The following is a 26,614-nucleotide window of genomic DNA, read 5'->3' as shown; positions in this document are numbered from 1 at the left end:
GGATAAGGAACATGATGGCAAATACACTATACAAGCTGGGTGCGGCGCTGGGCCTGGTCCTGGCGTTGTCCGCCTGCGCCCACCAGGGCGCCGCGGCACTGGATGAAGTCGGCGCGCCGCAGGTGCCCGCCACCTTGTCGGTGGACGAGGCGGACGCCAAGCTGAAGCAGGTCGCCAGCGAGCGCGCGGCGGCGGAAAACGAGTTTGCCGCGCGCGAACTCGAGTGCTACGACAAGTTTTTCGTGAATAACTGCCTGGACACGGCCAAGGAAAAGCGCCGCCTGATCCTCGTGCGCCTGCGCGCCGTCGAAGCGGAAGCGAATTACTTCAAGCGGGCCGAGTCCGTGCGCCTGCGCGATATCGACCTGGCCCGCACGCAGGAAAGTGCGCGCCTGGACGCCGAGCAGCGGGCCGCGGCCCTGCCCAAGCCTGTGAAAGTGGTCGCGCCCGAGCCGGCGCCGCCCAAGCCGCAAGGCAAGAGCGTTGCCGAGCGCGAAGCCGAGCATGCGGCGAAGGTGGCGAAGCAGGCTGCCGCCGATGCCGCCGACGCGCCGCGCCGCGCGGCTCGCGAAGCGCAATATGCGAAAAAACAGGCTGACGCCGTGGCGCGCCAGAAACGGGTGGCGCAACGCCTGGCCGAGCGCCAGGCCGAAGCGCAGGCCAAGGCGGCCAAGGCGGCCGCCGCCGCTGCCAGCACGCCGGCCGTTGCTGTACCTGTGCCGCCTGTCAAATAAGACCACCGCGCAGGGGCATGCCGGAAATGGCGTGCCCTAACGCGCGCGGCAGGTTAAACTACGCACGATGGCTGCCTGCGTACGCTGCGCGCGCCGGTTTCCCAACACTGTCACCAACACTGCCTGGAACGCAACACATGAGCGATGCACAGCAAATAGAGCGGCGCCTGATTGAACTCAACGTGGAACACCGCGACCTCGATGCCGTCATCGAGTTGCTGATACTCGATGGCCACCATGACGAGTTGCAGCTGCGCCGCCTGAAAAAGCGCAAATTGCAATTGAAGGATCACATCACCTTGCTGAAAATGCAGTTGGTGCCCGACGTTCCCGCCTGAGGGGCGCCAGTAGCGTCCAGTCCAGCCTTCACCTAAGTATATTTTGACCGATCACAATTTATTGCCAGTAAACCCAGATGGCCAGCCTGCTGTCTTGCCAGCCGATGTGCCAGCCGAACCGCAGGCGGCGCCTGGCAAGCACGATGCCGACATCGAGCGCCTGTTCGGCGCCGGCGGTCCGCTCGGTCCGGCCGTGGGCAGCTACAAGCCGCGCCGTTCGCAAACGGAAATGGCGAAAGCCATCGCCAGCGCCATCGACAGCCAGACGACCCTGATCGCCGAGGCGGGCACGGGCACCGGCAAGACCTTCGCCTACCTGGTGCCGGCCCTGATGTGGGGCGGCAAGACCATTGTCTCCACCGGCACGAAGAACTTGCAGGATCAATTGTTCCTGCGCGACATCCCCACCGTGCGCGCCGCGCTGCAGGCGCCCGTTTCCGTCGCCTTGCTGAAAGGCCGCTCGAACTACGTCTGCCACTATCACCTGGAACGCACCCTGCAAAACGGCCGCATGACGTCGCGCGACGACGTGGGCCATTTGCGTGAAATCTCGCGTTTTATCAAGATGACCAGCTCGGGCGACAAGGCCGAGCTGACCAAGGTGCCGGAAAACGCCATGATCTGGAACCTGGTGACGTCCACGCGCGACACCTGCATGGGCGCCGAATGCCAGTACTACCAGGATTGTTTTGTCATGAAGGCCCGCAAGGAAGCCCAGCAGGCCGATGTGGTGGTGGTCAACCACCACTTGTTCTTTGCCGATGTGGCCCTGAAGGATACGGGCGTGGCGGAATTGCTGCCCTCGGCCAACACCATCATCTTCGATGAGGCGCACCAGTTGCCCGATACGGCCACCTTGTTCTTTGGCAACACGGTATCGACCTCGCAAATCCTGGAGCTGTGCCGCGACGTGCTGGCCGAGGGGCTCGCGCACGCGCGCGGCATCGACTGGGCCAAGACCGTCACGGTGGTGGAAAAGGCGGCACGCGACCTGCGCTTGACCTTCCCGCAGGATATCGTGCGCCTGTCCCTGCCGCAGATCGCCCCGTCGAGCGATTTCTTCCCCGCGCTCGACACCCTCAAGGATGAGCTTGACGGCATGGTGGCCGTGCTGGAAACGCAGGCGGAACGGGCGGAAACGCTGGAGCAGTGCCGCGTGCGCGGTGTCGAGCTGGCGCAGCAGCTGAGCGGCTGGAAGTTCGATCCGAAGGCGAAAGTGGCGGCCGGCGAAGAAGCCGTGTTCTGGGTGGAAGCGTTTTCCAGCTCCTTGCAATTGCATAAAACGCCATTGTCGATCGCGCCGATCTTCAACAACCAGCGCGAAGGCACGCCACGCAGCTGGATTTTCACGTCCGCCACCCTGGCCGTGAAAAACGACTTCAAGCATTTTTCCGAACAGATGGGCTTGACGGGCGAACCGTCGCATACGTGGCCGTCGCCGTTCGACTATGGCCAGCAAGGCTTGCTGTTCGTGCCGCAAAACCTGCCGCAACCGAACTCGCTGGGCTACACGGATGCCGTCATCGACTGCGCCCTGCCCATCATCGAGGCGGCCGGCGGTCGTACCTTCTTCCTGTGCACCACCTTGCGCGCCGTCAAACGGGCCGCCGAGCGCCTGGCCGATGAATTCAAGCAGCGCGGTTTGAACTTCCCCCTGTTCGTGCAGGGAGAAAAGGGCCGCACGGAATTGCTGGACCAGTTCCGCGCCGCCGGCAACGGCGTGCTGATCGGCAGCCAGAGCTTCTGGGAAGGCGTCGACGTGCGCGGCGATGCCTTATCTCTGGTAATCATCGACAAGCTGCCGTTCGCGCCGCCCGACGACCCCGTGCTGGCCGCGCGCATCGAAGTGATGGAAAAGCAGGGCAAGAACGGTTTCATGCACCACTCGCTGCCGGAAGCCATCATCAACCTGAAGCAGGGTGCGGGCCGGCTGATCCGTGACGAGGGCGACCGGGGCGTGCTGATGATCTGTGATCCGCGCCTGATCTCCAAGCCGTATGGCAAGCGCATCTGGCAAAGCCTGCCGCCGTTCAAGCGCACGCGCGACACGGCTGAAGTGGTAGAGTTCTTCCGCAACCTGCCCGCCAAGGGCGCTTAAGTCCTTGTTGCCGGCGCCTTCCGCGCGCCGGCATATTTCCCTTTGTTATCAGGCGAGTAGCGTTGTTCACGCGGTGCCCGCTTGCGCGCCTGGCATGCCAGAAATCGGCGTGATCGCGCCAGTTTCTGGCTTTCTTGCGAATGTCCAGGACGCCAGACACATCTTTGCGCCAGCGCAAACAGGCCGTTGCTCAGCGGTCTACAGTGACTTCATGCCTTGTGGGATCAAGGCGCGGCGATGGCAGGGCCGCACGGGGAACAGGGGGATGCCATGGAGATCCGCTACGGCTGTTTCTTGAGCTACGCGCACGGCCAATATGCGTACATGAACAAGTTCAAGAATGACCTCATCGAGGCGCTCGCTTGCTATCTGGAACCGCACCTGGACCGCGAGGAAGTCCTGTTCATCGACAGCGAGCAACTGGGAGGCGGTGACGATATCGACCTGCGCGTGGCGCGCGCCATGTGCCAGAGCGTCTGCATGATCGTGCTGTACACGCCTAAATATGAAGCGCACGGCTACACGCGGCGCGAATTTGCCGCCATGCAGCTGATCGAGCAGGAGCGGCGCGCCTGGTATGAACTGCCCAGCCATTTGATTATCCCCATCATCATGACGCGCCATCCCGACGGCTTGCCGCCGCAAATCACGGAATCGGGCCTGTACGTCGATTTTTCCGGCTACACCCTGGCCAGCGGCGACCTGAAATCGAATCCGCAGTACCTGCCCGACATCGAACGCATCGTGCAGCGCATCGCCACGCATTACCACTTGCTCAAGCGGTCAACACCGCCCGGCCACGATTGCAGCCGTTTCGTGTTGCCCGCTATTCCGCCGGAATGGCGCGCCATTCCGCCTCCCCACTTTCCGCGTTAATCACGTAAAAGGTCCTGTCATGGAATGCCAACGCCTCTCCCTGCCACCTTTGAGCGCCCCTGGCGAAGTCGTCACCTTCTATTCCTACAAGGGCGGTACCGGCCGCACCATGGCCCTGTCGAACATCGCCGTCCTGCTGGCGCGCCGCGAAAACGCCAGCGTGCCCGTGCTGATGCTGGACTGGGACATGGAAGCACCGGGCCTGCACCACTATTTCGAACAGCACGAGGAGCGCCCGGGCGTGCTGGAATTCTTTGAGGCGTGCCGCCAGCAGCTCGAACGCCTCAGCCTGGAGACGGGAGGCAAGCGCGGCTCGGTCGCCGACGATGTCGCCCTGGCCCAGCGCGTGCTCGACGCCATCGACTGGCAGCAGTACGTGGTGCGCGTCGACCAGGGCAGCCCGCTGTACCTGATGCGCGCGGGGCGCTTCGACGCCAGCTACAGCGAGCGCCTGGCGCAGATGCGCTGGGATCAGCTGTTCGACAGTTGCCCGGCCCTGTTCCGCTGCTTCGCCGATACCCTGGCCCAGCATTTCCGTTACGTGCTCGTCGATTCGCGCACGGGACGCACGGACAGCGCCGGCATCTGCACCACCTTGCTGCCGAAAAAGCTGGTGGTGGTCTTCACGCCGAACCGGCAAAGCCTGGAAGGCGTCGATGCGCTCGTCACGCGGGCCATCGAGTACCGCCGCAGCCATGAAGACGAACAGCGTCCGCTGCTCGTGTACCCCTTGCCCTCGCGCATAGAAATGGGCGATGGCGCGCAGCGTGCCGAGTGGCGCCGCGGCGACGCGCACAAGGGCATCGCCGGCTTCCAGCCCATGTTCGAGCGCCTGCTGCGCGCTTCCTACGGCTTGCCGCAGATCGCCCTCGACAGCTATTTCGACGAAGTCCAGCTGCAGCAGACGAAAACCTTTGCCTACGGCGAGCAGCTGGCCGTGCGCATCGACCAGGGCGGCGACCGTTTTTCCCTCACGCGCACCTTCGAAGCGTTTTTGCACTGGCTGACGGGCGGCTACTTCCCCTGGCAATCGAGCCGTGAAATCGCCTTGCTGGGTGCCATCAGCGAAGCGCGCCAGGCCTTGCTGCTTGAGCCGGGCCGCGCCGTGGCCCTGCCGCTGGCGCGCGACCTGGCCCGTCTGGGCGAGCTGTACCGCAAGGATGGACGCAGCGCGCTGGCGCTCGACGCCTTCCGCCAGAGCGTCGAGATCCGCGTGCGCCTGCTGGGCGAGGAGCATCCCGACAGCCTGGCGTGCAAGAGCGGCATGGCGCGCCTGCTGCGCCAGCTGGGCAAGCTCGATGAAGCCCGCTTCCTGGAAGAGGACGTGCTCGACGTGCGCGAGCGCGTGCTGGGCAGCGAGCATCCCGACACCTTGGCTGCCCGCGCCTGCCTGGCGAAGACCCTGTTGCTGCAGGGGGAGCTGGCGGCGGCGCTGCTGCTGCAGGATGCGGTGCTGGCAAGCTATGCGCGCCAGCTGGGCGGCGAGCATCCGCTGACCCTGGAAGCGATGGACGGCCGCGCCGCCACCTTGCTGCGCATGGGCCGGCTGGCGCAGGCGCAGCAAGTGCTGGCCACGGTGGTGGCGGCGCGCGAACGCCTGTTTGGCGCCGAGCATGGCGATACCTTGCGCAGCAAGCTGGCCCTGGCGCAGGCGCTGGGGCGCGAAGGCGACCTGGAAGGCGCGCGGCGCCTGTTCGTTGCCGTGCTGCAGGCGCAGGAGCGGCGCCTGGGCGGCGACCATGCGGCCACCCTGGCCACGCGCGATTTGCTGGCCGACATCGTGGCCGGGCAGGGCGACTGGGCCGGCGCGCGCCAGTTGCACGAAGACCAGGTGGCGGCGCGCGAGCGCACGCATGGGCTCGACCATCCGGAAACCCTGATGAGCCAGCGCAAGCTGGCCGAGGCGCTGTTGCGGCGTGGTGAGCTCGATGCGGCGCGCAGCGTGCAGGAGCAGGTGCTGGAAGTGCATGCGCGCCTGCTGGGCGAAGACCACCTCGATACCTTGCACAGCAAGACGCAATTGGCCGGTACCTTGCAGCAGCAGGGCGACAGCGAGGCCGCGCGCCTGCTGGAAGACGCCGTGCTCAGCGGCAGTGACCGGCTCCTGAATGCGCCCGTCACGGGGCATGCGGACAGCGTGCTGGACGGTGCGCGGCATTTGCAGGAAACCATCCTGGCCGGCCGCGCCAGCGGGCACGAGGGCGCGGAGCCGGATACCCTGGTCAGCATGATCTCCATGCTGCAAGGCATGATCGAGCGCGAACAGTATACGCAGGCGGGCGAACTGGCCGAACATTTGAAGTCTTGCCTGCTGCGTCCGGGCGTGCCGGGCAAGCTGCGCCGGCGCGGCATGGCGCAGCTGAAAAGAATGTACAAATTGCAAGGCGATTTGAATGCCTTGCTGGCCTTGCAGGAAGATGAAGTGCAGGCGCTGGAAGGGGCATTGTCCGAGGCGCGCATCGAGCAGCGCTGATCCTGTGCACCATGTCCGCGCGGCAGCACAAATAATGCTGTCTATCGGCGTGCGGCATGCGCAGTGTTGGCATCGCTTCGGGTAAAATCCCGTTATGAGAATTCTTATCAGTAACGACGACGGCTACCTGGCGCCTGGCCTGGCGGCCCTGGCCGACGCGCTCGCACCCATTGCCGACATCGTCGTGGTGGCGCCCGACAGCAACCGTTCGGGCGCCTCCAATTCGCTGTCCCTGGACCGCCCCTTGTCCGTGCACAAGGCCGCCAACGGCTTTTATTTTGTCAACGGCACGCCCACCGACTGCGTGCACGTGGCGCTGACGGGCATGCTCATCGAGCGACCCGACCTGGTGGTCTCCGGCATCAACAATGGCCCCAACATGGGTGACGACACCCTGTATTCGGGCACCGTGGCGGCCGCCACGGAAGGCTATCTGTTCGGCATTCCCGCCATCGCCTTTTCCCAGTCGCAGTTTGGCTGGGCCAACCTGGACGCGGCTGCCCGCGTGGCCAGGGAAATCGTCGAGCGCCAGTTCGACGCCCTGCAGAAACCGTATCTGCTGAATGTGAACATCCCCGCCATCCCTTATGAGCAAATGCAAGGCATGGCGGCCACGCGTCTGGGCAAGCGCCATTCGGCCGAGCCGGTGATCCGCGCGCTCGACCCCCGTGGCCGCGAAATCTTCTGGATCGGCCCGGCCGGCGCCGCCAAGGAAGGCGGTCCGGGCACGGACTTCCATGCCGTTGAACATGGACAAGTATCGATCACGCCGCTGCAGATCGACCTGACCCATACCACCCAACTCGATGCACTGGCGAAAGGCCTGGCATGACCGCTCACTATGACTGACAAGCCGCGCACCTTCCCCCTTACCCTCGATTCGCTGGCCGGCAAGCCCGCCAGGCCGGGCGGGGGACAGTCGCTGGCCCAGTCCAGGATCGCCACGCCGCAGACGGCCACGCAGAATGCGGCGCAAAACGCGGCGCGCGGCGTGGCGCAGCCGTATGGCGCGCACGCGGCCATCGCGCCGTCGCGCGCCCAGGCCATCGCCAATGAGCGGGCGCAGCCGGCGGTGGTGTCGCCGCCACGGCAAAACCCGCTCGTCTCGGAGGCCGTGCGCCGCGCCATGGTGGCCCGCGTGGCGAAGCAGGGCGTCAAGGACCAGGTGGTGCTCGACGCCATGCAGGCCGTGCCGCGCCACATGTTCATGGACGAGGCGCTGGCGTCGCAGGCGTATATCGACGCGTCCCTGCCCATCGGCCACCACCAGACCATTTCGCAGCCATATATCGTGGCGCGCATGATCGAAGTGATGCGCCAGGGCGGCAGCCTGCAGCGCGTGCTGGAAATCGGCACGGGCTGCGGCTACCAGGCGGCGGTGCTGTCGCTGGTGGCGAAAGAGGTGTATTCGATCGAGCGCATCCGGCCCCTGCACGAGCTGGCGAAGGCCAATCTGCGCCCGCTGCGCGTGTCAAATCTGCGCTTGCAGTACGGAGATGGTATGCTTGGCCTGCCGCAGGCGGCGCCCTTCGACGGGATCATCCTTGCCGCAGCCGGCCTGGAAGTCCCGCAAGCCTTGCTGGAACAGCTGGCGCCCGGCGGGCGTCTGGTTGCGCCGGTGGGGGCTAAATTGCAACACTTACAACTCATTACCCGGGTGGGGAAAATGGAATGGACTAGCCAAACCCTGGAAGATTGCCATTTCGTACCTTTGCGCCCGGGCACCATATGATCCCCGGATCAGCTAGCAAGCAGGACATACAATTACATGCGAATGATTAAGAAAAGTAACATACTTCTATGTGGCATCACCTTGGCCGCGCTGTTGAGCGGTTGCGGCACGACGGGCGTCCAGGCGCCCGTCGTGGAGCGCCACCCATCGAGCAGCAGCGCCGCGGCCAGCGATCCGCGCGACCGCGATCCGGCTTATTACACGGTCAAGCGTGGCGATACCCTGTTGCGCATCGCCCTCGAGCACGGGCAGAATTACCGCGACCTGGTGGCCTGGAATGACTTGAGCAATCCGAACGACATCAAGGTCGACCAGGTGCTGCGCGTGTTGCCGCCGAATGGCGATACGGGCGGGGCGCAAACGTCGGCCATCGTCATGCCGCCGGTGACGGAAGTCAAGCCGGCCGCGCCTGTCGTGCCGAAGAAAACGGGTCCGCGCGGCGAGAAGCGCGCGTATTCCGACGCTACCCTGGCCGAGCTGCGCGCCGATGGCGGCGACGCCAAGCCTGCGCCGGCCCCGGCAGCAACTGTTGCCTCCGCACCGGCCGCCGCCGCGGCAGCCCCTGCGGCATCGGCGCCTGGCGACGAGAAGATCAGCTGGATGTGGCCTTCCGAAGGCAAGGTCATCGGCACTTTCGACGAAGGCAAGAACAAGGGCGTCGATATCGCCGGCAAGGCGGGCCAGCAGGTCGTGGCCGCCGGCGCGGGAAAAGTCATGTATGCCGGGAGCGGAATCCGTGGTTATGGTAATCTTGTCATCGTGAAGCACAGTAATAGTTTATTGTCGGCGTATGCGCATAACCGCAGCATCCTGGTGAAGGAAGGGCAGAACGTCAACAAAGGCCAGGCCATCGCCGAAATGGGCGATTCCGATGCCGACCGCGTGAAACTGCACTTTGAAATCCGCCAGCAAGGCAAACCTGTCGACCCATCGAAATTCCTGCCTAACCGTTAGGTAAAGCAATGACACACGCGCCGCACGACCAGCTGGACGATGACCCGGAACTGCCAGAAGACGGGGCAGACGAAGTCGTGACGGACGATGCCGGCGAACTCGACGGCATTGACGCCGTCGACGCCGTCGACGCGGGCGAGGTGGCCAGCGTAACCGTGTTGGTCGAAAGTGTCGATGAACTGAAAAAGGTGCTGGCGGCCGAGCTGTCGACCGATACCACGCAGCACTATCTGAACCAGATCGGCACGCGGCCCCTGCTGACGGCGGCGCAAGAGGTGCATTACGCCACCCTGGCCAAGCAGGGCAATTTCGAAGCCCGGCAAACCATGATCGAGCACAACCTGCGCCTGGTCGTGTCGATCGCCAAGCATTACATCAACCGCGGCGTGGTCTTGCTCGACATGATCGAGGAGGGCAACATCGGCCTGATGCGCGCCATCGACAAGTTCGAACCCGAACGCGGTTTCCGTTTCTCTACTTATGCCACCTGGTGGATACGCCAGAGCATAGAGCGCGCCATCATGAACCAGGCGCGCACGGTGCGCCTGCCCGTGCACATGGTGCGCGAACTGAACCAGATTTTGCGCGGCAAATACCACCTGGAAGCCCAGCATCACGATGGCAAGGATGCCACCGCGGAAGATATCGCCCACCTGGTGGGCCGTCCCGTGGAAGAGGTGCAGGATATCCTGGCCCTGTCCGAGCACGCCACTTCGCTCGACGCGCCGCTCGACAACGATCCGCAGTCGTCGTTGATGGACATGTTGCCCGGCGCCAGCGAAGACAGCCCCGACGCGCGTGCCGAACACCATGAAATGACGGTGCTGGTGCGCGACTGGCTGACCAAGCTGCCCGACAAGCAGCGCGTGGTCATCATGCGCCGTTTCGGCCTCGACAATGACGATCCCGCCACCCTGGAAACCCTGGCCGAGGAAATGGGCGTGACGCGAGAGCGCGTGCGCCAGATCCAGCAGGAAGCCCTGATTAAACTGAAGCGGGCCATGGCGGCGCGCGGCGTAGTAAGAGATTCCCTTTTGTAATCCCCTGGCCCGGCTGTCGCGGGCCTGCATCTGCTATCATACGCCCCGCTCGCGGCGCCTGACCTTTCCCCCATTCTTTCAAGTTCCAGCGCGGCCCTGCGTCCTGGCCCACTCTTACCTATTGATCGCTATGCAAGAAAATATCATCGAAATCAAATCGCTCGACATGGACGCCCGCGGCGTTGGCCATATTGAAAACGAAGACGGCTCGCCGGGCAAGGTCGTGTTTGTCGAAGGCGCATTGCCGGGCGAGCGCGTCAGCTTTGTGACGTTCAAGAAAAAGAAGAACTGGGAAATGGCCCGCATGACGGCGCTGCACCGCGAATCATCGATGCGCGTGACGCCCAAGTGCAAGCATTTCGACAATTGCGGCGGCTGCTCGATGCAGCACCTGGAGCCGTCGGCGCAGGTGGCGATCAAGCAGCGCGTGCTGGAAGACAACTTGTGGCATATCGGCAAGGTGCGTCCGCAAAGCATCATGCGCCCCATGTATGGCCCGACGTGGGGCTACCGCTACCGCGCGCGCCTGTCCGTGCGCCACGTCAAGAAGAAAGACGCCGTGCTGGTAGGCTTCCATGAAAAGAAATCGGCGTTTGTTGCCGACATGGATAGCTGCGAAATCCTGCCGCCGCATATCTCCGCCATGCTGCTGCCGCTGCGTGGATTGATTGCTTCGCTGTCCATTTTCGACCAGATGCCGCAGATCGAGCTGGCCGTGGGTGAAGACGTCACCGCCATGGTCTTGCGCATCATGGCGCCGTTGACGGCGGACGATGAAACGAAACTGAAGGCCTTTGCCGACGAATACGGCGTGCAATGGTGGCTGCAGGTGAAAGGTCCGGAAACGGCCGTGCCGTTCTATCCGCTCGACAAGCATTTGCACTACCTGCTGCCGGAATTCGGCGTCAAGATGCCGTTCAAGCCTGTCGATTTCACGCAGGTGAACCACCACATCAACCGCGTGCTGGTATCGAAAGCCCTGCGTTTGCTGGAAGTGCAGCCGACGGACCGCGTGGCCGACCTGTTCTGCGGCCTGGGAAATTTCACCTTGCCGCTGGCCACGCAGGGCAGTGAAGTGGTCGGTATCGAAGGCAGCACCACTCTGACGGAGCGGGCGCTGGAAAACGCGCTGGCCAATGGCCTGGCGGAAAAAACCTCGTTCTCGACGCGCAACCTGTTCGAAGTGACGACGGACGACCTGATCGCGCTGGGCAAGTTCGACCGCATTCTCGTCGACCCGCCGCGCGATGGCGCCATGGCCCTGTGCCAGGCGCTGGTCGGTTTGTCGCAAGTGCGTCCTGACCTGCTGCCGAAACGCATCGTCTACGTGTCGTGCAGCCCGTCGACCCTGGCGCGCGACGCCGGCATCCTGGCGCTGGAAGCCGGCTATGTGCTGAGCAAAGCGGGCGTGGTGAACATGTTCCCGCACACTTCGCACGTCGAATCGATGGCCGTGTTTGATCTGCCGCAATAAGTCTGCCTGACACGGCGGGTGGCCAGGCAGGCACCCGCCGTTGCCGTATGTGACGGCACAGCAAGCTCCCCCAATACCACTTACAGCGTGTTATAAAACTGGTCTGTCTTTTCCCGATCCAGCGTCTTTTTTCATCCTTCCTCTGCCGTTTTTTTGCTTGTCCAGTAGGACAACGCGCCGTCCGCCTCCGCCGTTATGCTTTCTTTGTAAAGTGGTATTGCCCACTTTGAGGCCACTTCAAAACCACTTGACCGCCTATTTTTTCAGCAGCATGCTGTTCTTGCAACTGCAAAAAACAAAATCACAGGTAGCTTTTTATTGAAGCAGAGTGGTATTTCCGCAAACCTGAACAGGAGACAACGTGGAAAATTTAATACTCAAAAAAACGATCAGAAACATGATGGTATGTCTGGCCAGCGGTGGCGTGCTGGCCGCATGCGGCGGCGGTGGTGGTGATGCCGGCGCCCCGGCTGGCTCGCAATTGCTGGCGGCCAGCACCGTCGTCGCCTGCGTGCCTTGGCAAGAGGGTGGCACGTATAACGCAGGCACGGTGGTCACTTACCTGGGCGCCAACTACACGGCCCTGGTGACGCAGACCGATCACGTGGGCTCCGGTTGGAACCCCGTTTCCACGCCGAGCCTGTGGAGCGCCGGCGGCACTTGCGATGGCGGCACCACGCCGACACCTACTCCGACGCCCACGCCAACCCCGACGCCGACGCCGACGCCGACGCCGACTCCTGCGCCAACACCGAACCCGACGCCCACCCCGACGCCGACGCCCACCGGCGGCACCTGCGCGCTGGCCTGGGTGGCCGGCACGGCCTACAGCGCGGGCGCCACCGTCAGCTATGCGGGCACGAATTACCGCGCCAACTACTGGACACAGGGCGACAACCCGTCGACCAGCAGCGGCGCCGCCGGCACGGGCAAGCCATGGACCAGCCAGGAGATATGCAGCACCACGCCGACACCTACGCCTACGCCTACCCCGACACCGACACCGACACCGACTCCGACTCCAACGCCGACTCCGACCCCAACGCCAACGCCAACGCCAACGCCAACGGGCCGCGAAGTCGGTTCCTATTTCGCGCAATGGGGCGTGTATGGCCGCGACTATGAAGTGGCGAACGTCCACACCAGTGGCGTGGCCGACAAGCTGACCTTCATCAACTATGCCTTCGGCAATATTTACCCGAAAAACGGCGGCTATGAATGCGCCATGATTACCAAGACGGAACCGGGCGCGACGAATCCGAATTCGCCGGACGCGGGCACGGGTGGCGATGCCGAGGCCGACTACATCCGCACGCCGAAGCGCACCGTCGATGGCCAGGCGATCCCTTGGGACGCTCCGTTGTCGGGCAACTTCCTGCAGCTGAGGAAACTCAAGGCGGCGCACCCGAACCTGAAGCTGTTCATCTCGCTGGGCGGCTGGAGCTGGTCGAAGAACTTCTCCGTCGGTTCGGCCACGGATGCGCTGCGCAAGCAGATGGTGCGCTCGTGTATCGACATTTACATCAAGGGCAACTTGCCGGTGCAGGGCGGTCGCGGCGGCGCGGGCGCGGCGGCCAACATCTTTGACGGCATCGACATCGACTGGGAATATCCGGTCGGCGGCGGCCAGCCGTACAACACGGTCAGCCCCAACGACAAGCGCAACTTCACCTTGCTGATGGCGGAATTCCGTGCCCAGCTCGATGCGCTCGGTGCAGCCAACGGCAAGCGCTATCTGCTGACGGCCGCTGTCGGTGCGGGCAAGGACAAGATCGACAACACGGAACCGGCCCTGTACTCGCAGTACATGGATTGGATCAACCTGATGACCTACGACTTCCACGGCGGCTGGGAAACGAGCACCAACTTCAACGCCCAGCTGTTTGCCGATCCTGCCGATCCATCGACGGGCATGGCGCGCGAGTACGTGGGCGACAAGGCGGTGCAGTACATGATTGCCGCCGGCGTACCGCGCGACAAGCTGCTGCTGGGCATACCGTTCTATGGCCGCGGCTGGACCGGCGTGGCGCCGGGGCCGAACGGCGATGGCCTGTACCAGGCGGCGACGGGCACGGCGCCAGGCACGTACGAGTCGGGCATCGAGGACTATAAAATCCTCGTGGCCAAGGCCGGCACGCGCTACTACCACCCCGTGACCAAGCAGCTGTACCTGTACACGGGGGCGGGCGGCCAGTGGTGGAGCTATGATGACCCGACCGTCATCGGCACCAAGGTCAAGTACGTGAAGGACCAGGGCTTGCGCGGCGCGTTCTCGTGGGAACTCGATGGCGACGCGAATGGCGTGCTGGCGACCGAGGTGTGGAAAGTGCGGTAATGTTGATGTAGCGTAAGACGCGGCCGGATAGCCATGCTGTCCGGCTGCTTGTTCACATAAAAAAACAGGAGACGGGCGATGGCGGCAGTATCGACATTCGGAGTCAAGCAGCAGCAGGAGCAGCAGCAGGAGCTGAGCCGCGAGTGGCGCAGCTGGATCGCGGAAAACCTCATGCTGGGCAGCCACCCGTCGGCGCTGATGCCGGTGCTGCAACAGGCCGGCATCGCGGAGCCGCTGGCGCGCCGCGAAATCGAGCTGGCGCTGCAGAGTCCCTACCTGGCCGGCGCCGTGCGCCTGTCGAACCGGCTGGCCAAGCGCGACTGGGTGATCGACATCCAGCGCAAGCTGAACCAGCTGCGCCCACCCGAGATTCCCCGCCGCGAGAAACTGACGGCGCAAGAGTTCCTGACGGAGTTCTATTCCACCAACCAGCCCGTCATCATCACGGGCATGATGGACGACTGGCCCGCCATGGCCAAGTGGAGCCCGGCTTATTTTCGCGACCATTACGCGCAGCGCGAAGTGGAAGTGCAGTTCGGCCGAGAGGCGGACGCCCAGTACGAAATGAACAGCGTGGCGCACAAGCGCAAGATGGCGTTCGGCGAATACGCCAGCCTGGTCGAGGGCAGTGGCGCGACCAACGATTTCTACATGACGGCGAATAACAATTCGCAAAACCGGCAAGCCTTGCGCGAGCTGTGGGACGATATCGGCCAGCTGCCCGAATACCTGGAACAGAGTGGCGGCCCCACGGGCTTTTTATGGTTTGGCCCGGCCGGCACCGTGACGCCATTCCACCACGACCTGACGAACAACTTCATGGCCCAGGTCAAAGGGCGCAAGCGGCTGCGCATCATGGCCGCCTGCGAGGTGGCGCGCGCGTACAACCAGCGCCACTGTTTTACGCCCGTCGACGGCCGCGACATCGACCTGCGGCGCTATCCGCTGATGGCCGACGTGCAGGTGCGCGAATGCGTGCTGGCACCGGGCGAGATCCTGTTTTTGCCCGTCGGCTGCTGGCATTTCGTCGAAGCGCTCGACGTATCGATGACGGTGGCGTTTACCAATTTCAAATGGGATAACGATTTTTACAGCAAGTACCCGTCAAATCACGACTTTTGATGGTGACATGACTTGCTGCGAACAGCCGCCGTACAGGCGGCTTTTTTCATGCTGCGGAGCGTTTCGTACGAAAAATATTTCCATAAAAAAATTGATTCAAATCATTTTGCAGCAATTATTTTGATATGAATGACCATGATGTTTCATTATCCAGATGGGCATGGCAGGCGGATAATTTTATGACTGGTGCGTCGCCGGGCACCTGAGTGCATTGCCGGCGCGTGCCAGCACCGACAACCATCTGGAGGCGGCAGGGCATGAACACGCAGCAAATGACACGGTTACAGCAAGCACCAGCAGGTAGTACTGAACTCCAGCTCGACACGCGGCTGACCCGCGAAGCGGCCGAATTGCTGGCCAGGGCCGACATCCATTTGAATGGACGCGCCGCCTGGGATATGCAGCTGCGCAAACGGGGTGTGCCCGAACGTGCCTTCGCCAGCGGCAACCTGGGGCTCGGTGAAGCCTACATGGATGGCGACTGGGATGCGCAGCAGCTCGACGAATTCTTTTGCCATCTGCTGCGCTCCAGGGTGGCCGACGACGTGCGCCCCATGCGCCTGGCCTTCCACGCGCTGACCGCGCGCCTGTTCAACCTGCAGACGGAGCGCCGCGCCTGGATGGTGGGCAAGGAACACTACGACTTGGGCAATGTCTTCTATGCGGCCATGCTCGATCCGCGCATGACGTATACCTGCGGCTACTGGAAGGATGCGGCCAACCTGGCCGAGGCGCAGGAAGCCAAGCTCGATCTGATCTGCCGCAAGCTCAGGCTGGAGCCGGGCATGCGCGTGCTCGACATCGGCTGCGGCTGGGGCAGTTTCATGCGCTATGCGGCGGAAAAATACCAGGTGCGGTGCGTGGGCGTGACGATCTCGCAAGAGCAGGCAGAGTATGCGCGCGCCATGCCGGGCGGCGAGCAGCTGGACTTCCGCTTGCAGGATTATCGCGACACTGATGAAAAATTCGACCGCATCGTCAGTATCGGCATGTTCGAGCACGTGGGGCATAAAAATCACCGCACTTTCATGGAAGTGGCGCACCGCTGCCTGGAAGACGACGGCCTGTTTTTGCTGCACACGATCGGCAAGAACAAGCGCCATTCCACGTGCGACCCGTGGATCGACAAATACATCTTCCCGAATGGCGACTTGCCGTCGATCGGCCAGATCGGCGACGCCATGGACGATCTGTTCGTCGCCGAAGACTTGCACAACTTCGGCGCCGACTACGACAAGACCCTGATGGCCTGGCATGCGAACTTTGAGCAGGCGTGGCCGCGTTTTGCTGGCCAGCTGGGCGAGCGCTTCCACCGCATGTGGTCATACTATCTGCTGTCCTGCGCCGGCGCCTTCCGCGCGCGCGACTTGCAGCTGTGGCAATGGGTCTTGTCGAAGCAGGGGGTATTGGGTGGTTATGAACGCATTAGTTGAGATGTGCGGCAACTGATATGATGGATTGATGGATATCAATCAAGCGCGTACCTTCCTCGAAGTAGCGTCCTGCGGCAGCTTCATCATGGCCGCCGAGCGCATGCACGTGACGCAGACGGCCGTCAGCGCCCGCATCCGTACGCTGGAGCAGCAACTGGGGCGCCAGCTCTTTGTGCGCAACAAGGCGGGGGCGCGCCTGACGTCGGCCGGCGAGCGCTTCATGCGCCATGCGGCCACCATGGTGCAGGTGTGGGAAAGGGCGCGCCACCAGGTGGCCCTGCCGCCGGGGCGCGATGACGCCGTCAGCATCGGTTGCGAGCTGAGCCTGTGGCAACCGCTGCTCGGCGACTGGCTGATACGCATGAGCCGCGACTGCCCCGAGATCGCCTTGCGCGCGGAAGTCGACAGCCCCGCGCGCCTGCTCGACGCCGTGCACGACGGCTCGCTGGACCTGGCCGTACTGTACAACCCGCCGCAGCGCCCGGGCCTGGCCAGCGAATTGCTGGCCGAGGAAAAGCTGGTGATGGTGACCACGCGCGATGACGGCCAAATGCATGCCGATACGTATGTGTACGTGGACTGGGGGCCCAGCTTCGCGGCCAATCACCAGGCGGCCTACCCGGAGCTGAGCAGCCCGCCCATCTCCATTTCCCTGGGGCCGCTGGCCCTCGTCTACCTGCTGGAGGTGGGCGGCGCCAGTTATTTCCGTATCGGCAGCGCGCAGCCCTATCTCGATGCGGGCCTCTTGTACCGCGTGCGCGACGCGCCCGAATTCTCGCATTCCGCCTACGCCGTCTACGCGGCGCAGCGCGACAACCCGACCCTGGACCGCGCCCGCGCTTGTCTGCTGGAAGTGGCGGAGAGAATCAAGTAGATTCGACAGACGTAAAAAAGCCGACCCGAGGGTCGGCTTTTATTTTCATGCCCTGGTGCATAAGCGCAGCGCTTAGTCGCGGCTGCCGCCGGCGAAACCGAGCAGTGACAACAGGCTGGTGAAGATGTTGTACACGTCCAGGTAGATGCGCAGGGTGGCCGAGATGTAGTTGGTCTCGCCGCCGTTGATGATTTGCTGCACGTCATACAGGATGTAGGCCGAGAAGATGGCGATGGCGACCATGGAGATCACGATCGACAGTGCCGACAGGCCCAGGAAAATATTCGCCACCGACGCCAGGATCAGCACGATCACGCCGGCGAACAGCCATTTGCCCATGGCCGAGAAGTCGCGCTTCGAGACCGTGGCGATGGTTGCCATCACGGCCAGGATGGTGGCCGTGCCGCCGAATGCCGTCATGATCAGCATGCCGCCGTTCGAGTAGCCGAGCGTACGCGTCAGGATAGGCGTGAGCATCAGGCCCATGAAGAAGGTAAAGCCCAGCAGGACGGCGACGCCGAGGCCCGAGTTCTTGGTTTTTTCAATCGCGTACATGAAGCCGAAAGCGACGACCATGAAGATGATGAAACCCATGCCGCCGGTCAGCATCGGCAAATGCATTTGCACGCCGATGAAGGCGCCCAGCACGGTCGGGATCATGGACAGCGCCAGCAGCCAGTAAGTGTTGCGCAAGACCTGATGGCGGACTTGCTGCATGCCCCCCGACAGGTCAAAGGTGCGTTGCATGTTCTGATTCATAGTGCCTCCGTGTTGTCAATTCAAATTACTGCTTTACCCAAGGATAGCATGAGGGCCGGAATTTGCCAAAAAAGCAGCTTAAGATTTCATTAAACGGGGGTGGGGCGGCAAGATGCCCCCTGCCTCTCTGGGTGATATGGGGTGGAGTATGGTAAAATCAAAGGTTGATTGAGTTCTCAATTTACCGTTTTAAACCTTACTTTTTATTGGAGTTTTCACACATGGCAATCGAACGCACCCTGTCGATCATCAAACCAGACGCAGTTGCAAAAAACGTAATCGGTCAAATCTACTCGCGTTTTGAAAACGCTGGCCTGAAAATCGTTGCAGCACGCATGACCCAACTGTCGCGCGAACAAGCTGAAGGCTTCTACGCAGCGCACAAAGAACGCGGCTTCTTCAAAGATCTGGTCGACTTCATGGTTTCCGGTCCAGTCATGATTCAAGCCCTGGAAGGCGAAAACGCCGTTCTGGCCCACCGTGACCTGATGGGCGCGACCGATCCGAAGAAAGCAGAAAAAGGCACGATCCGCGCCGATTTCGCCGATTCGATCGACGCTAACGCCGTACACGGTTCCGACGCTGTCGAAGCTGCTAAAGTGGAAATCGCTTACTTCTTCCCAGAACTGAAGGCTTAATTGCCTTAGATAACGTTATTTCCTGGCGTTATCTGTGAAATAACTTATCACCCCCCTGTTCCCGCTGCGCTGTGGAGTTTTCGCTCCCGATGCGCGCGGGGACGGATTTTTAGAATAGACAAGATCATGAATACGACGACCCTCACCAACTTGCTGGACCTCGATCCCGCGCAACTCATCGCCTATTGCGCCGAGTTGGGAGAGAAACCGTTTCGTGCGAAACAATTGCAACGCTGGATACACCAGTTCGGCGCCTCCGACTTCGACGCCATGACGGACCTGGCCAAGTCGCTGCGCGACAAGCTGGCCACGCGCGCCGAAGTGCGCGCCCCGGCCATCATCAGCGACCATACGTCGACGGATGGCACGCGCAAGTGGCTGGTCGACGTGGGTAATGGCAATGCCGTGGAAACCGTGTTCATTCCGGAAGAAAACCGCGGCACCCTGTGCATCTCGACCCAGGCCGGCTGCGCCGTGAACTGCCGTTTTTGCTCGACGGGCAAGCAAGGCTTCAACCGCAACCTCAGTGTCGGCGAAATCATCGGCCAGCTGTGGATGGCGGAATTCGAATTGCGCCGTACCAAGGGCATCGAGCCTGGCCCGAAAGGCGAGCGCCAGATCACCAACGTGGTGATGATGGGCATGGGCGAACCCCTGCTGAACTTTGAGCCGACCGTCACAGCCCTGAAATTGATGCTCGACGACAACGCCTACGGCCTGTCGCGCCGCCGCGTGACCCTGTCGACCTCGGGCGTGGTGCCGATGATGGACAAGCTGTCGCAGGAAGTGCCGGTGGCCCTGGCCGTCTCGCTGCACGCCTCGAACGATGCCTTGCGCGATGGTTTGATTCCACTGAACAAGAAATACCCGCTGAAGGAATTGATGGCGGCCTGCAAGCGCTACCTGGAATTCGCCCCGCGCGATTTCATCACGTTTGAATACTGCATGCTCGACGGTGTCAACGACAGCGACGAGCATGCGCGCGAACTGCTTGCGCTGGTGCAAGACCGCGAGTTCGGCGTGAACTGCAAGTTCAACCTGATTCCGTTCAACCCGTTTCCCGAGTCGGGCCTGTTCCGCTCGAAAAACCCGCGCATCAAGGCCTTTGCCCAGGTGCTGATGGATGGCGGCATCATCACCACCGTGCGCAAGACGCGCGGCGACGATATCGACGCGGCCTGCGGCCAGCTGGCCGGCGAAGTCAAGGACCGCACCCGGGTGCAGGAGCGCATGGAAAAAATGACTGAGTATCAACAGAAATTTGGCGCCAATTTCGGCAAGATCGTGGAGATCCGCTCCTGATGCGGGGAAGCATGGCTTATCCTGGCGTACTTGCCGCGGCTGTTGTCAGCCTGGGCGTGCTGCTGGCCGGCTGTGCTTCCACCGCGGACAAGGAGCAAGCTGCTTCTGTCGAGCAGCGCGCCGCCTTGCGCTTGCAGCTGGCCAGCGCCTATTATATGCAAGACCAGTTTGCGGTGGCGTTGACAGAAGCGGATCAGGCGGTGCAGCTGCTGCCGGGCAATGCCCAGGTGCGCGGCATGCGCGCCCTGATTTTTGCTGCCCTGCGCCAACCTGCTGCTGCTGAAAAAGATTTTCTTTACGCATTGCGCCTTGCGCCCCACAATCCCGAGTTGAGCAATAATTATGGCCTGTTTCTGTGCCAGACCGGGCGCGCGGCGCAGTCGCTGGCGTATTTTGATGCCGCATTGCAAGATACCGCCTATGGCACGCCTGAACTTGCGCTGCATAATGCGGCCGCGTGCAGCCTGCTCATGAAAGATTACCCGCGCGCCGCCAACTACTGGCTCAAGGCGGAGCGCATCGCACCTGGCGCGGCAATCACGTATGCCGGCCTGGTGCGCGTGTATTACGAACAGCAAGACTACCGGCAAGCGGCTCAATACCTTGAGCGGCTCGGTAAAGCAGCGACAATGGAGAGCCAGACGGCCGATGTGCTGTGGCTCGGGATCAAGGTGCAGCATAAGCTCGGGGATGCGGGTGCGGAAGCTGGCCTGGGGGCGCATTTGCGCCGCCACCATTCCGGCTCCCCCGAATATGCTGCTTATCAAAATGGGGCGTTTGATGAGTGAGACAGGGATACCAATGAATTCAGAGTGGGCAGAAACGCCTCAGCAGCAGCCCCAGGGCAATCTTGCGTTGGCAGGCGCACAGTTGAAGGCACAGCGCGAAGCGCTGGGCTGGCCGGTGGAACAGGTGGCCGACCAGCTCAAGCTGGCGCCACGCCAGGTGATCGCGCTGGAAGAGGGCGACATGGCGGCCTTGCCGAACGTGGCCGTGGTGCGCGGTTTCGTGCGCGCCTACGCCAAGGTGGTGCGTCTCGACGCGGCGCCGCTGGTGGCCATGATCGAAGTCCATCCGGCGCCGGCGCAAGACCCGGCCGCGCCCGTGCGGCGTGAAATTTCCGCCACGTTTTCCGAATCGCGCTTCCCGTCGATGACGCAACGCTCGTCGAACCAGACTCCCCTCTGGATCGCCGGCGCCGTGGCCGTCGTCGTGGCGGCCGCCTTTGGCGCCTATAAACTCGGTTATGTGCCGGCCAGCCTGCTGTCCTCGCACACGGAGAAAGAAACGGCGCATGCGGAAGTGGGGCCCGTGGAAACGACCCTGATCAAGCCGGGCCAGGACTTGACGCCGGTGCAGTCGCCATCCGTGCCGCTGATCTCCGTGCCACCGCCGCCAGGCAACGATACGCAGACTGGCGCACCGGCCTCTGGCGTCGCTTCGGTGCCGGCCGCCGCCGTGCCGCCAGCAGCTGCGCCGGCAACGACGGCCGCCGTCACGCCGCCCGCGGCGGCTACCACTGCAGCTGCCGTGGGCGCGAATGCGCTGGTGCTGAAGGTCGAGCAGGATTCCTGGGTGGAAATCCGCCGTCCTGGCAGCACGCCGCTGATTTCGCGCATGGTGAAGGCGGGCAGCACGGAAACGTTTGATATCACGGGTCCGGCTACTCTGGTGGTGGGCAAGCCTGGTGTTGTGCAGGCAACTTTGCGTGGCGCCAAGCTGGATCTGCCAACCGTTGCCGGCGGCACGATTTCGCGCGTCAGCATCAAATAATTGCAGTAATCGTTCAAGCAAACTCAGAAGATAATATTATGGCTACCTCGAAAACAGCGATCGGCTCCGGTCCATCCGGCCGGCGCGACAGCCGCAAGGTGCTGATCGCGCACGGCCAGCGCCAGATCTGGGTGGGCGGCGACGCCCCCGTGGTGGTGCAGTCGATGACGAACACGGATACGGCCGACGCCATCGGCACGGCGATCCAGATCAAGGAACTGGCGCGTGCGGGTTCGGAACTGGTGCGCCTGACGGTGGACCGTCCGGAAGCGGCCGCGGCAGTGCCCTACATCCGCGAGCAGCTCGACAAGATGGACATCGACGTGCCGCTGGTGGGCGATTTTCACTATAACGGCCATACCCTGCTCAACGATTACCCCGATTGCGCGCGCGCGCTGTCGAAGTACCGGATCAATCCAGGCAACGTGGGCAAGGGCGCCAAGCGCGACACGCAATTTGCGCAAATGATCGAGGCGGCTTGCCGCTACGACAAGCCGGTGCGCATCGGCGTGAACTGGGGCAGCCTGGACCAGGCCTTGCTGGCGCGCATCATGGATGAAAACGCGGGTCGTGCCGAACCGTGGCCGGCGCAAGCCGTCATGTATGAAGCGCTGGTGACGTCGGCGATTGAAAATGCCGTGCGGGCCGAAGAGCTGGGCCTGGCGCGCGACAAGATCATCCTGTCGTGCAAAGTTTCTGGCGTGCAAGATTTGATCGCCGTGTACCGCGAACTGGCGCAGCGCTGCGACTATCCGCTGCATCTGGGCCTGACGGAAGCGGGCATGGGCAGCAAGGGCATCGTGGCGTCCACCGCGGCGCTGTCCGTGCTGCTGCAAGAGGGCATCGGCGACACCATCCGCATTTCGCTCACGCCAGAACCTGGCGGCGACCGCACGCGTGAAGTCATCGTCGGCCAGGAAATCCTGCAAACCATGGGCTTGCGCAAGTTCGCGCCCATGGTCATCGCCTGCCCGGGTTGCGGCCGCACGACGTCGACCACCTTCCAGGAGCTGGCCGACAATATCCAGACGTATCTGCGCGAGCAGATGCCGGAATGGAAGAAATCGTATCCGGGCGTGGAAGCGATGAACGTGGCCGTCATGGGCTGCATCGTCAACGGCCCCGGCGAATCGAAGCATGCGAACATCGGCATCAGCCTGCCCGGCACGGGCGAGTCGCCGGCCGCGCCCGTGTTTGTCGACGGCGAAAAAGTCGTCACCCTGCGCGGCGAACGCATCGTCGAGGAATTCCAGGACATCGTCTTGAAGTATGTACAGAGTCACTATGGAAACACGGTTGCCGTCTGAGCCTGATCCGATAAAAAAGTAAAGAAGAACACTATGTCCGAAAATAAAAAGCTCGACAAGATCACTGCCGTCAAAGGCATGAACGATATCCTGCCGGTCGACGCCCCGCTGTGGGAGTTGTTTGAAAACACGGCGCAGTCCGTGCTGCAAAGCTATGGCTTCCAGCAGATCCGCACGCCGATCGTGGAAGAAACGAAATTGTTCGCGCGCGCCATCGGCGCCGTGACCGATATCGTGGAAAAGGAAATGTATTCGTTCACCGATTCGATGAACGGCGACAACCTGACCCTGCGTCCTGAAGGCACGGCCGGCGTGGTGCGCGCCGTGGTCGAGCACAACCTCGTCTACGAAGGTCCGAAACGCCTGTGGTACAAGGGCCAGATGTTCCGCCACGAGCGCCCGCAAAAGGGCCGCTATCGCCAGTTCCACCAGTTCGGCGTGGAAGCCATCGGTTTTACAGGGCCGGATATCGACGCCGAAATCATCATGCTGTCGCGCCGCCTGTGGGATGACCTGGGCCTGGAAGGCATTCGCCTGGAACTGAACTCGATCGGCGACGCGGCCGAGCGCCTGCGCCACCGCGCCGACCTGATCGCCTACCTGGAAGGTCACAGCGAGCTGCTCGACGAAGAAGCCAAGCGCCGCCTGCACAGCAATCCGTTGCGCATCCTCGACACCAAGAACCCTGCCATGCAGGACCTGGTCAATGGCGCGCCGAAGCTGCTGGACTACCTGGGCGAGGAATCGCTGGCCCACTTCCATGGCGTGCAGAAGATTCTGAACCACAACAATATCCCGTTCACCATCAATCCACGCTTGGTGCGCGGCCTCGATTACTACAACCGCACGGTGTTCGAGTGGGTCAGCGATAAGCTGGGCGCGCAAGGCACGGTCTGCGCCGGTGGCCGCTATGACGGCATGGTGGAAATGTTTGGCGGCAAATCGACGCCCGCCGTCGGTTTCGGCATGGGCGTCGAACGCCTGGTGCTGCTGATGAAGGATGCGGCCGAGCCGGAACAGCCGGCCCAGTGCGACGTCTACCTGGTGCACCAGGGCGAGCAGGCAGGCTTGCAAGCCTTCGTGCTGGCCGAGCGGATTCGCGATGCGGGCCTGGACGTTGTGCTACATTGCGCAGCGAGCAACGGTGGTGGCAGCTTCAAGACGCAAATGAAAAAGGCCGACGCCAGCGGCGCGGCGTTTGCCGTGATCATGGGCGACGATGAAATCGCCAATAACGTCGCGACGGTGAAAGCCATGCGCGAAGCCGATGCCGGCGCGCAGCAGAACACGGTGCCGTTCGATGATGTCGTCGATTACGTGGTGGACCAGATCATCGGCGACCACGATTGCGGCCATGACCACGGTCCTGGCGGCCACGTGCATCACCACCACTGATTTGCAGCAAGACCGTTCTACCCTCGATCAACTACTCATTAAAACTGACGACCCATGGCATACGATCACGAAGAACAAGAACAACTGGCAACCCTCAAGGCCTGGTGGCAGCGCAATGGCAATCTGACCTCCTGGGTCCTGATCGTGGCGCTGGCAGGCTACAGCGGCTGGGCTGGCTGGCAGTACTACCAGCGCACGCAGGCCGCGCAAGCGGGCCAGCTGTACGACGAACTGCAAAACGCCATCGCCGCCAAGGACACGGCCAAGGTGATGCGCGCAGCCGGCGACATGCAGTCGCGCTTCGGTGGCACGGCATATGCGCAGATGAGCGCCCTGTCCGCTGCCAAGGTGGCGTTCGACGCGAATGACCTGAAAACGGCCAAGACCCAGTTGCAATGGGTGGCCGAGCATGGCACGGAAGAGTACAAGTCCATCGCCAAGCTGCGTCTGGCCGGCGTCCTGCTGGACGAAAAAGCCTACGATGAAGCGCTGAAAGTGCTGGCGACGGCTTCCGTGGCGCAATTTGCCGGCGCCGTGGCCGACCGCAAGGGCGACATCCTGGTGGCGCAAAACAAGCTGGCCGATGCGCGCACGGCTTACCTGGCCGCGATAGCCGCGACGGACAAGAACAATCCAGGCCGTCAATTGATCCAGGTCAAACTGGAAGCGATCGGCGGTACGGTACCGGAAGACAAGGCCAAGGCTGACAAGGCTGCCGCCTGACAGGAACACTGATGGCGTGGCCGCGCGGCGTTCTGCGCCGCCTGCCTTGCCCTTACAAGTACAAGAAAAAGGTTGGATAACACTTATGCGTGTCACTGAAAAGCTGGTAGCTGCAAGTCTGTTGGCCCTGATGGCCGGTTGCTCGTCGTGGAACCCGTTCGCCTCGAAAGATCCGAAAGTCGAACCGGCCAAGCTGGTCGAGTTAAAATCGAGCATCGCCGTGCGCGACGCCTGGAAGTATTCGATCGGCAAGGCCGGCGTGTACGCGTTTACGCCTGCGCTGGCTGGCAACAGCCTGTACGTGGTCAATGCCGATGGCGCGCTGGCGCGTCTGGATGCGGCCAGCGGCCGTGAAACGTGGCGCATCAAGGCCGGCAGCGACATCACGTCGAGCGCCGGCAGCGATGGCACGCTGGTGGCCGTGGGTGCCGCCAAGGGCGTCGTGCTGGCGTTCGACGCCGATGGCAAGCAGCTGTGGAAGGCGCAGGCGTCCAGCGAAGTGTTGACGGCGCCTGTCGTGGGCCAGGGCGTGGTGGTGGTGCGCAGCGTGGACAACCGCATCGTCGGCTTCGACGCCAAGACGGGTGAGCGCAAGTGGACGGTGCAGCGCGCCACGCCAGCCTTGACCTTGCGCAATGCACCGGGCATGGTACTGGGCGGCGCGAATATCTACGTGGCCCAGCCGGGCGGCAAGCTGCTGGCACTGACGGCCGCCACCGGTGTGGTACGCTGGGAGATCGTCGTCAGCGAACCGCGCGGCGCTACCGAACTGGAGCGCGTCTCCGACATCGCCGGCACGCCGGTGGCGTTCGAAGGCGAAGTGTGCGTCGTCACGTACCAGGGCAAGGCGGGCTGCTTCGACGCCGCCACGGGCGTGCCGCGCTGGACCAAGCCGATCTCGTCCGATGTGGGCGTGGCCGTCGATCAGCGTTTCGTGTTTGTTGCCGATGACCAGGGCGGCGTGGTGGCGTTCAGCCGCGAAGGCGGCCAGAGCGCCTGGAAGAATGAGGCGCTGGCGCGCCGCCGCCTGTCGACGCCGGCCTCCTACGGCCGCAGCGTCGCCGTCGGCGACTATCAAGGTTATATCCACTTCCTGTCACGGGAAGATGGCGCATTAATAGGTCGTGTCAGCACCGACGGTAGCCCGATTGTTTCGGCTCCCGTTGTTGCCGGTTCGAATTTGATTTTTCAAACCCAATCAGGGACAGTGACCGCTCTCGCGGTCGAGTAATAC

At 62.8% G+C, this 26,614-nt stretch carries 23 protein-coding genes; 22 read left to right on the top strand and 1 reads right to left on the bottom strand.

Annotation, left to right across the window (positions count from 1 at the left end; translation table 11 throughout):
• Nucleotides 1-14: 14 nt before the first annotated feature.
• The 14 genes from AC3IQ7_RS22135 (at nucleotide 15) to AC3IQ7_RS22070 (ending at nucleotide 17,483) form a co-directional block, all read left to right on the top strand.
• Nucleotides 15-734, top strand: a complete 720-nt coding sequence (locus AC3IQ7_RS22135) for a hypothetical protein (protein ID WP_233516375.1) — start codon at nucleotides 15-17, stop codon at nucleotides 732-734.
• 137 nt (nucleotides 735-871) lie between these two features.
• Nucleotides 872-1,072 carry a YdcH family protein gene (locus AC3IQ7_RS22130; RefSeq protein ID WP_034752051.1) on the top strand — a complete coding sequence of 67 codons (201 nt, stop codon included), beginning with the start codon at nucleotides 872-874 and terminating at the stop codon, nucleotides 1,070-1,072.
• Between the two features lie 43 nt (nucleotides 1,073-1,115).
• Entirely contained in the window at nucleotides 1,116-3,170 is a 2,055-nt protein-coding gene (gene yoaA / locus AC3IQ7_RS22125; RefSeq protein ID WP_416208767.1) for a DNA repair helicase YoaA, read from the top strand.
• A gap of 270 nt (nucleotides 3,171-3,440) precedes the next feature.
• Complete coding sequence (locus tag AC3IQ7_RS22120) at nucleotides 3,441-4,046, top strand: toll/interleukin-1 receptor domain-containing protein (protein ID WP_099380780.1); 606 nt, start codon at nucleotides 3,441-3,443, stop codon at nucleotides 4,044-4,046.
• 19 nt (nucleotides 4,047-4,065) lie between these two features.
• Entirely contained in the window at nucleotides 4,066-6,519 is a 2,454-nt protein-coding gene (locus AC3IQ7_RS22115; protein ID WP_489207337.1) for a tetratricopeptide repeat protein, read from the top strand.
• A gap of 94 nt (nucleotides 6,520-6,613) precedes the next feature.
• Nucleotides 6,614-7,351, top strand: coding sequence for a 5'/3'-nucleotidase SurE (gene surE / locus AC3IQ7_RS22110; protein ID WP_099380781.1), 738 nt, complete (start codon nucleotides 6,614-6,616; stop codon nucleotides 7,349-7,351).
• Between the two features lie 9 nt (nucleotides 7,352-7,360).
• Nucleotides 7,361-8,251: a protein-L-isoaspartate(D-aspartate) O-methyltransferase gene (locus tag AC3IQ7_RS22105; RefSeq protein ID WP_099380782.1), complete on the top strand. Its 891-nt coding sequence runs from the start codon at nucleotides 7,361-7,363 to the stop codon at nucleotides 8,249-8,251.
• Nucleotides 8,252-8,293: 42 nt separating this feature from the next.
• On the top strand, nucleotides 8,294-9,205 hold the full coding sequence (locus AC3IQ7_RS22100; protein ID WP_489210501.1) for a peptidoglycan DD-metalloendopeptidase family protein: 912 nt from the start codon (nucleotides 8,294-8,296) through the stop codon (nucleotides 9,203-9,205).
• Between the two features lie 8 nt (nucleotides 9,206-9,213).
• Entirely contained in the window at nucleotides 9,214-10,245 is a 1,032-nt protein-coding gene (rpoS, locus tag AC3IQ7_RS22095; RefSeq protein ID WP_489207336.1) for an RNA polymerase sigma factor RpoS, read from the top strand.
• A gap of 130 nt (nucleotides 10,246-10,375) precedes the next feature.
• Nucleotides 10,376-11,719 (top strand): 23S rRNA (uracil(1939)-C(5))-methyltransferase RlmD, encoded by a 1,344-nt coding sequence (rlmD, locus tag AC3IQ7_RS22090; RefSeq protein ID WP_489207335.1) that lies wholly within the window; start codon nucleotides 10,376-10,378, stop codon nucleotides 11,717-11,719.
• Nucleotides 11,720-12,116: 397 nt separating this feature from the next.
• Nucleotides 12,117-14,054, top strand: a complete 1,938-nt coding sequence (locus AC3IQ7_RS22085) for a glycosyl hydrolase family 18 protein (protein ID WP_489207334.1) — start codon at nucleotides 12,117-12,119, stop codon at nucleotides 14,052-14,054.
• A 78-nt stretch (nucleotides 14,055-14,132) separates the two neighbouring features.
• Nucleotides 14,133-15,176, top strand: coding sequence for a cupin-like domain-containing protein (locus tag AC3IQ7_RS22080; protein WP_489207333.1), 1,044 nt, complete (start codon nucleotides 14,133-14,135; stop codon nucleotides 15,174-15,176).
• 272 nt (nucleotides 15,177-15,448) lie between these two features.
• Nucleotides 15,449-16,609, top strand: coding sequence for a cyclopropane fatty acyl phospholipid synthase (gene cfa, locus AC3IQ7_RS22075; RefSeq protein ID WP_489210500.1), 1,161 nt, complete (start codon nucleotides 15,449-15,451; stop codon nucleotides 16,607-16,609).
• Nucleotides 16,610-16,637: 28 nt separating this feature from the next.
• On the top strand, nucleotides 16,638-17,483 hold the full coding sequence (locus AC3IQ7_RS22070) for a LysR family transcriptional regulator (RefSeq protein WP_322428190.1): 846 nt from the start codon (nucleotides 16,638-16,640) through the stop codon (nucleotides 17,481-17,483).
• Between the two features lie 72 nt (nucleotides 17,484-17,555).
• Here AC3IQ7_RS22070 and AC3IQ7_RS22065 read toward each other — a convergent pair whose 3' ends face one another.
• A complete protein-coding gene (locus AC3IQ7_RS22065) occupies nucleotides 17,556-18,242 on the bottom strand; it encodes a Bax inhibitor-1/YccA family protein (RefSeq protein WP_035820723.1) in 687 nt (228 codons plus the stop codon).
• Between the two features lie 221 nt (nucleotides 18,243-18,463).
• On the opposite strand from AC3IQ7_RS22065, the gene ndk reads away from it, so the two are divergent.
• The 8 genes from ndk (at nucleotide 18,464) to bamB (ending at nucleotide 26,611) form a co-directional block, all read left to right on the top strand.
• Nucleotides 18,464-18,880: a nucleoside-diphosphate kinase gene (gene ndk / locus AC3IQ7_RS22060; RefSeq protein WP_034752036.1), complete on the top strand. Its 417-nt coding sequence runs from the start codon at nucleotides 18,464-18,466 to the stop codon at nucleotides 18,878-18,880.
• Nucleotides 18,881-19,006: 126 nt separating this feature from the next.
• On the top strand, nucleotides 19,007-20,182 hold the full coding sequence (gene rlmN, locus AC3IQ7_RS22055; RefSeq protein ID WP_034752035.1) for a dual-specificity RNA methyltransferase RlmN: 1,176 nt from the start codon (nucleotides 19,007-19,009) through the stop codon (nucleotides 20,180-20,182).
• A gap of 56 nt (nucleotides 20,183-20,238) precedes the next feature.
• Nucleotides 20,239-20,970: a type IV pilus biogenesis/stability protein PilW gene (gene pilW / locus AC3IQ7_RS22050; protein ID WP_489207332.1), complete on the top strand. Its 732-nt coding sequence runs from the start codon at nucleotides 20,239-20,241 to the stop codon at nucleotides 20,968-20,970.
• An 82-nt stretch (nucleotides 20,971-21,052) separates the two neighbouring features.
• Nucleotides 21,053-21,955 carry a RodZ domain-containing protein gene (locus AC3IQ7_RS22045; protein ID WP_489207331.1) on the top strand — a complete coding sequence of 301 codons (903 nt, stop codon included), beginning with the start codon at nucleotides 21,053-21,055 and terminating at the stop codon, nucleotides 21,953-21,955.
• Between the two features lie 38 nt (nucleotides 21,956-21,993).
• Complete coding sequence (ispG, locus tag AC3IQ7_RS22040; RefSeq protein ID WP_322428192.1) at nucleotides 21,994-23,262, top strand: flavodoxin-dependent (E)-4-hydroxy-3-methylbut-2-enyl-diphosphate synthase; 1,269 nt, start codon at nucleotides 21,994-21,996, stop codon at nucleotides 23,260-23,262.
• Between the two features lie 33 nt (nucleotides 23,263-23,295).
• Nucleotides 23,296-24,657 (top strand): histidine--tRNA ligase, encoded by a 1,362-nt coding sequence (gene hisS, locus AC3IQ7_RS22035; protein WP_322428193.1) that lies wholly within the window; start codon nucleotides 23,296-23,298, stop codon nucleotides 24,655-24,657.
• A 54-nt stretch (nucleotides 24,658-24,711) separates the two neighbouring features.
• The gene (locus AC3IQ7_RS22030; protein ID WP_099378207.1) at nucleotides 24,712-25,380 is read left to right on the top strand and encodes a YfgM family protein; all 669 of its coding nucleotides are present in this window, start codon (nucleotides 24,712-24,714) and stop codon (nucleotides 25,378-25,380) included.
• An 85-nt stretch (nucleotides 25,381-25,465) separates the two neighbouring features.
• Nucleotides 25,466-26,611, top strand: coding sequence for an outer membrane protein assembly factor BamB (gene bamB, locus AC3IQ7_RS22025; RefSeq protein WP_099378208.1), 1,146 nt, complete (start codon nucleotides 25,466-25,468; stop codon nucleotides 26,609-26,611).
• Nucleotides 26,612-26,614 lie beyond the last annotated feature (3 nt).

The sequence above is a fragment of the Janthinobacterium sp. GL_088 genome (assembly GCF_057837845.1).
The sequence above is the reverse complement of the archived record's forward strand: the minus strand, read 5'-3'. Positions and strand labels throughout refer to the sequence as shown.

Bases quoted from the DNA above. Each gene is read 5' to 3' on its own strand.
- AC3IQ7_RS22135 (WP_233516375.1), top strand. From the start codon at position 15: ATGGCAAATACACTATACAAGCTGGGTGCGGCGCTGGGCCTGGTCCTG.
- AC3IQ7_RS22130 (WP_034752051.1), top strand. From the start codon at position 872: ATGAGCGATGCACAGCAAATAGAGCGGCGCCTGATTGAACTCAACGTG.
- AC3IQ7_RS22120 (WP_099380780.1), top strand. From the start codon at position 3,441: ATGGAGATCCGCTACGGCTGTTTCTTGAGCTACGCGCACGGCCAATAT.
- AC3IQ7_RS22115 (WP_489207337.1), top strand. From the start codon at position 4,066: ATGGAATGCCAACGCCTCTCCCTGCCACCTTTGAGCGCCCCTGGCGAA.
- surE (WP_099380781.1), top strand. From the start codon at position 6,614: ATGAGAATTCTTATCAGTAACGACGACGGCTACCTGGCGCCTGGCCTG.
- AC3IQ7_RS22105 (WP_099380782.1), top strand. From the start codon at position 7,361: ATGACTGACAAGCCGCGCACCTTCCCCCTTACCCTCGATTCGCTGGCC.
- AC3IQ7_RS22100 (WP_489210501.1), top strand. From the start codon at position 8,294: ATGATTAAGAAAAGTAACATACTTCTATGTGGCATCACCTTGGCCGCG.
- rpoS (WP_489207336.1), top strand. From the start codon at position 9,214: ATGACACACGCGCCGCACGACCAGCTGGACGATGACCCGGAACTGCCA.
- rlmD (WP_489207335.1), top strand. From the start codon at position 10,376: ATGCAAGAAAATATCATCGAAATCAAATCGCTCGACATGGACGCCCGC.
- AC3IQ7_RS22085 (WP_489207334.1), top strand. From the start codon at position 12,117: ATGATGGTATGTCTGGCCAGCGGTGGCGTGCTGGCCGCATGCGGCGGC.
- AC3IQ7_RS22080 (WP_489207333.1), top strand. From the start codon at position 14,133: ATGGCGGCAGTATCGACATTCGGAGTCAAGCAGCAGCAGGAGCAGCAG.
- cfa (WP_489210500.1), top strand. From the start codon at position 15,449: ATGACACGGTTACAGCAAGCACCAGCAGGTAGTACTGAACTCCAGCTC.
- AC3IQ7_RS22070 (WP_322428190.1), top strand. From the start codon at position 16,638: ATGGATATCAATCAAGCGCGTACCTTCCTCGAAGTAGCGTCCTGCGGC.
- AC3IQ7_RS22065 (WP_035820723.1), bottom strand. From the start codon at position 18,242: ATGAATCAGAACATGCAACGCACCTTTGACCTGTCGGGGGGCATGCAG.
- ndk (WP_034752036.1), top strand. From the start codon at position 18,464: ATGGCAATCGAACGCACCCTGTCGATCATCAAACCAGACGCAGTTGCA.
- rlmN (WP_034752035.1), top strand. From the start codon at position 19,007: ATGAATACGACGACCCTCACCAACTTGCTGGACCTCGATCCCGCGCAA.
- ispG (WP_322428192.1), top strand. From the start codon at position 21,994: ATGGCTACCTCGAAAACAGCGATCGGCTCCGGTCCATCCGGCCGGCGC.
- hisS (WP_322428193.1), top strand. From the start codon at position 23,296: ATGTCCGAAAATAAAAAGCTCGACAAGATCACTGCCGTCAAAGGCATG.
- AC3IQ7_RS22030 (WP_099378207.1), top strand. From the start codon at position 24,712: ATGGCATACGATCACGAAGAACAAGAACAACTGGCAACCCTCAAGGCC.
- bamB (WP_099378208.1), top strand. From the start codon at position 25,466: ATGCGTGTCACTGAAAAGCTGGTAGCTGCAAGTCTGTTGGCCCTGATG.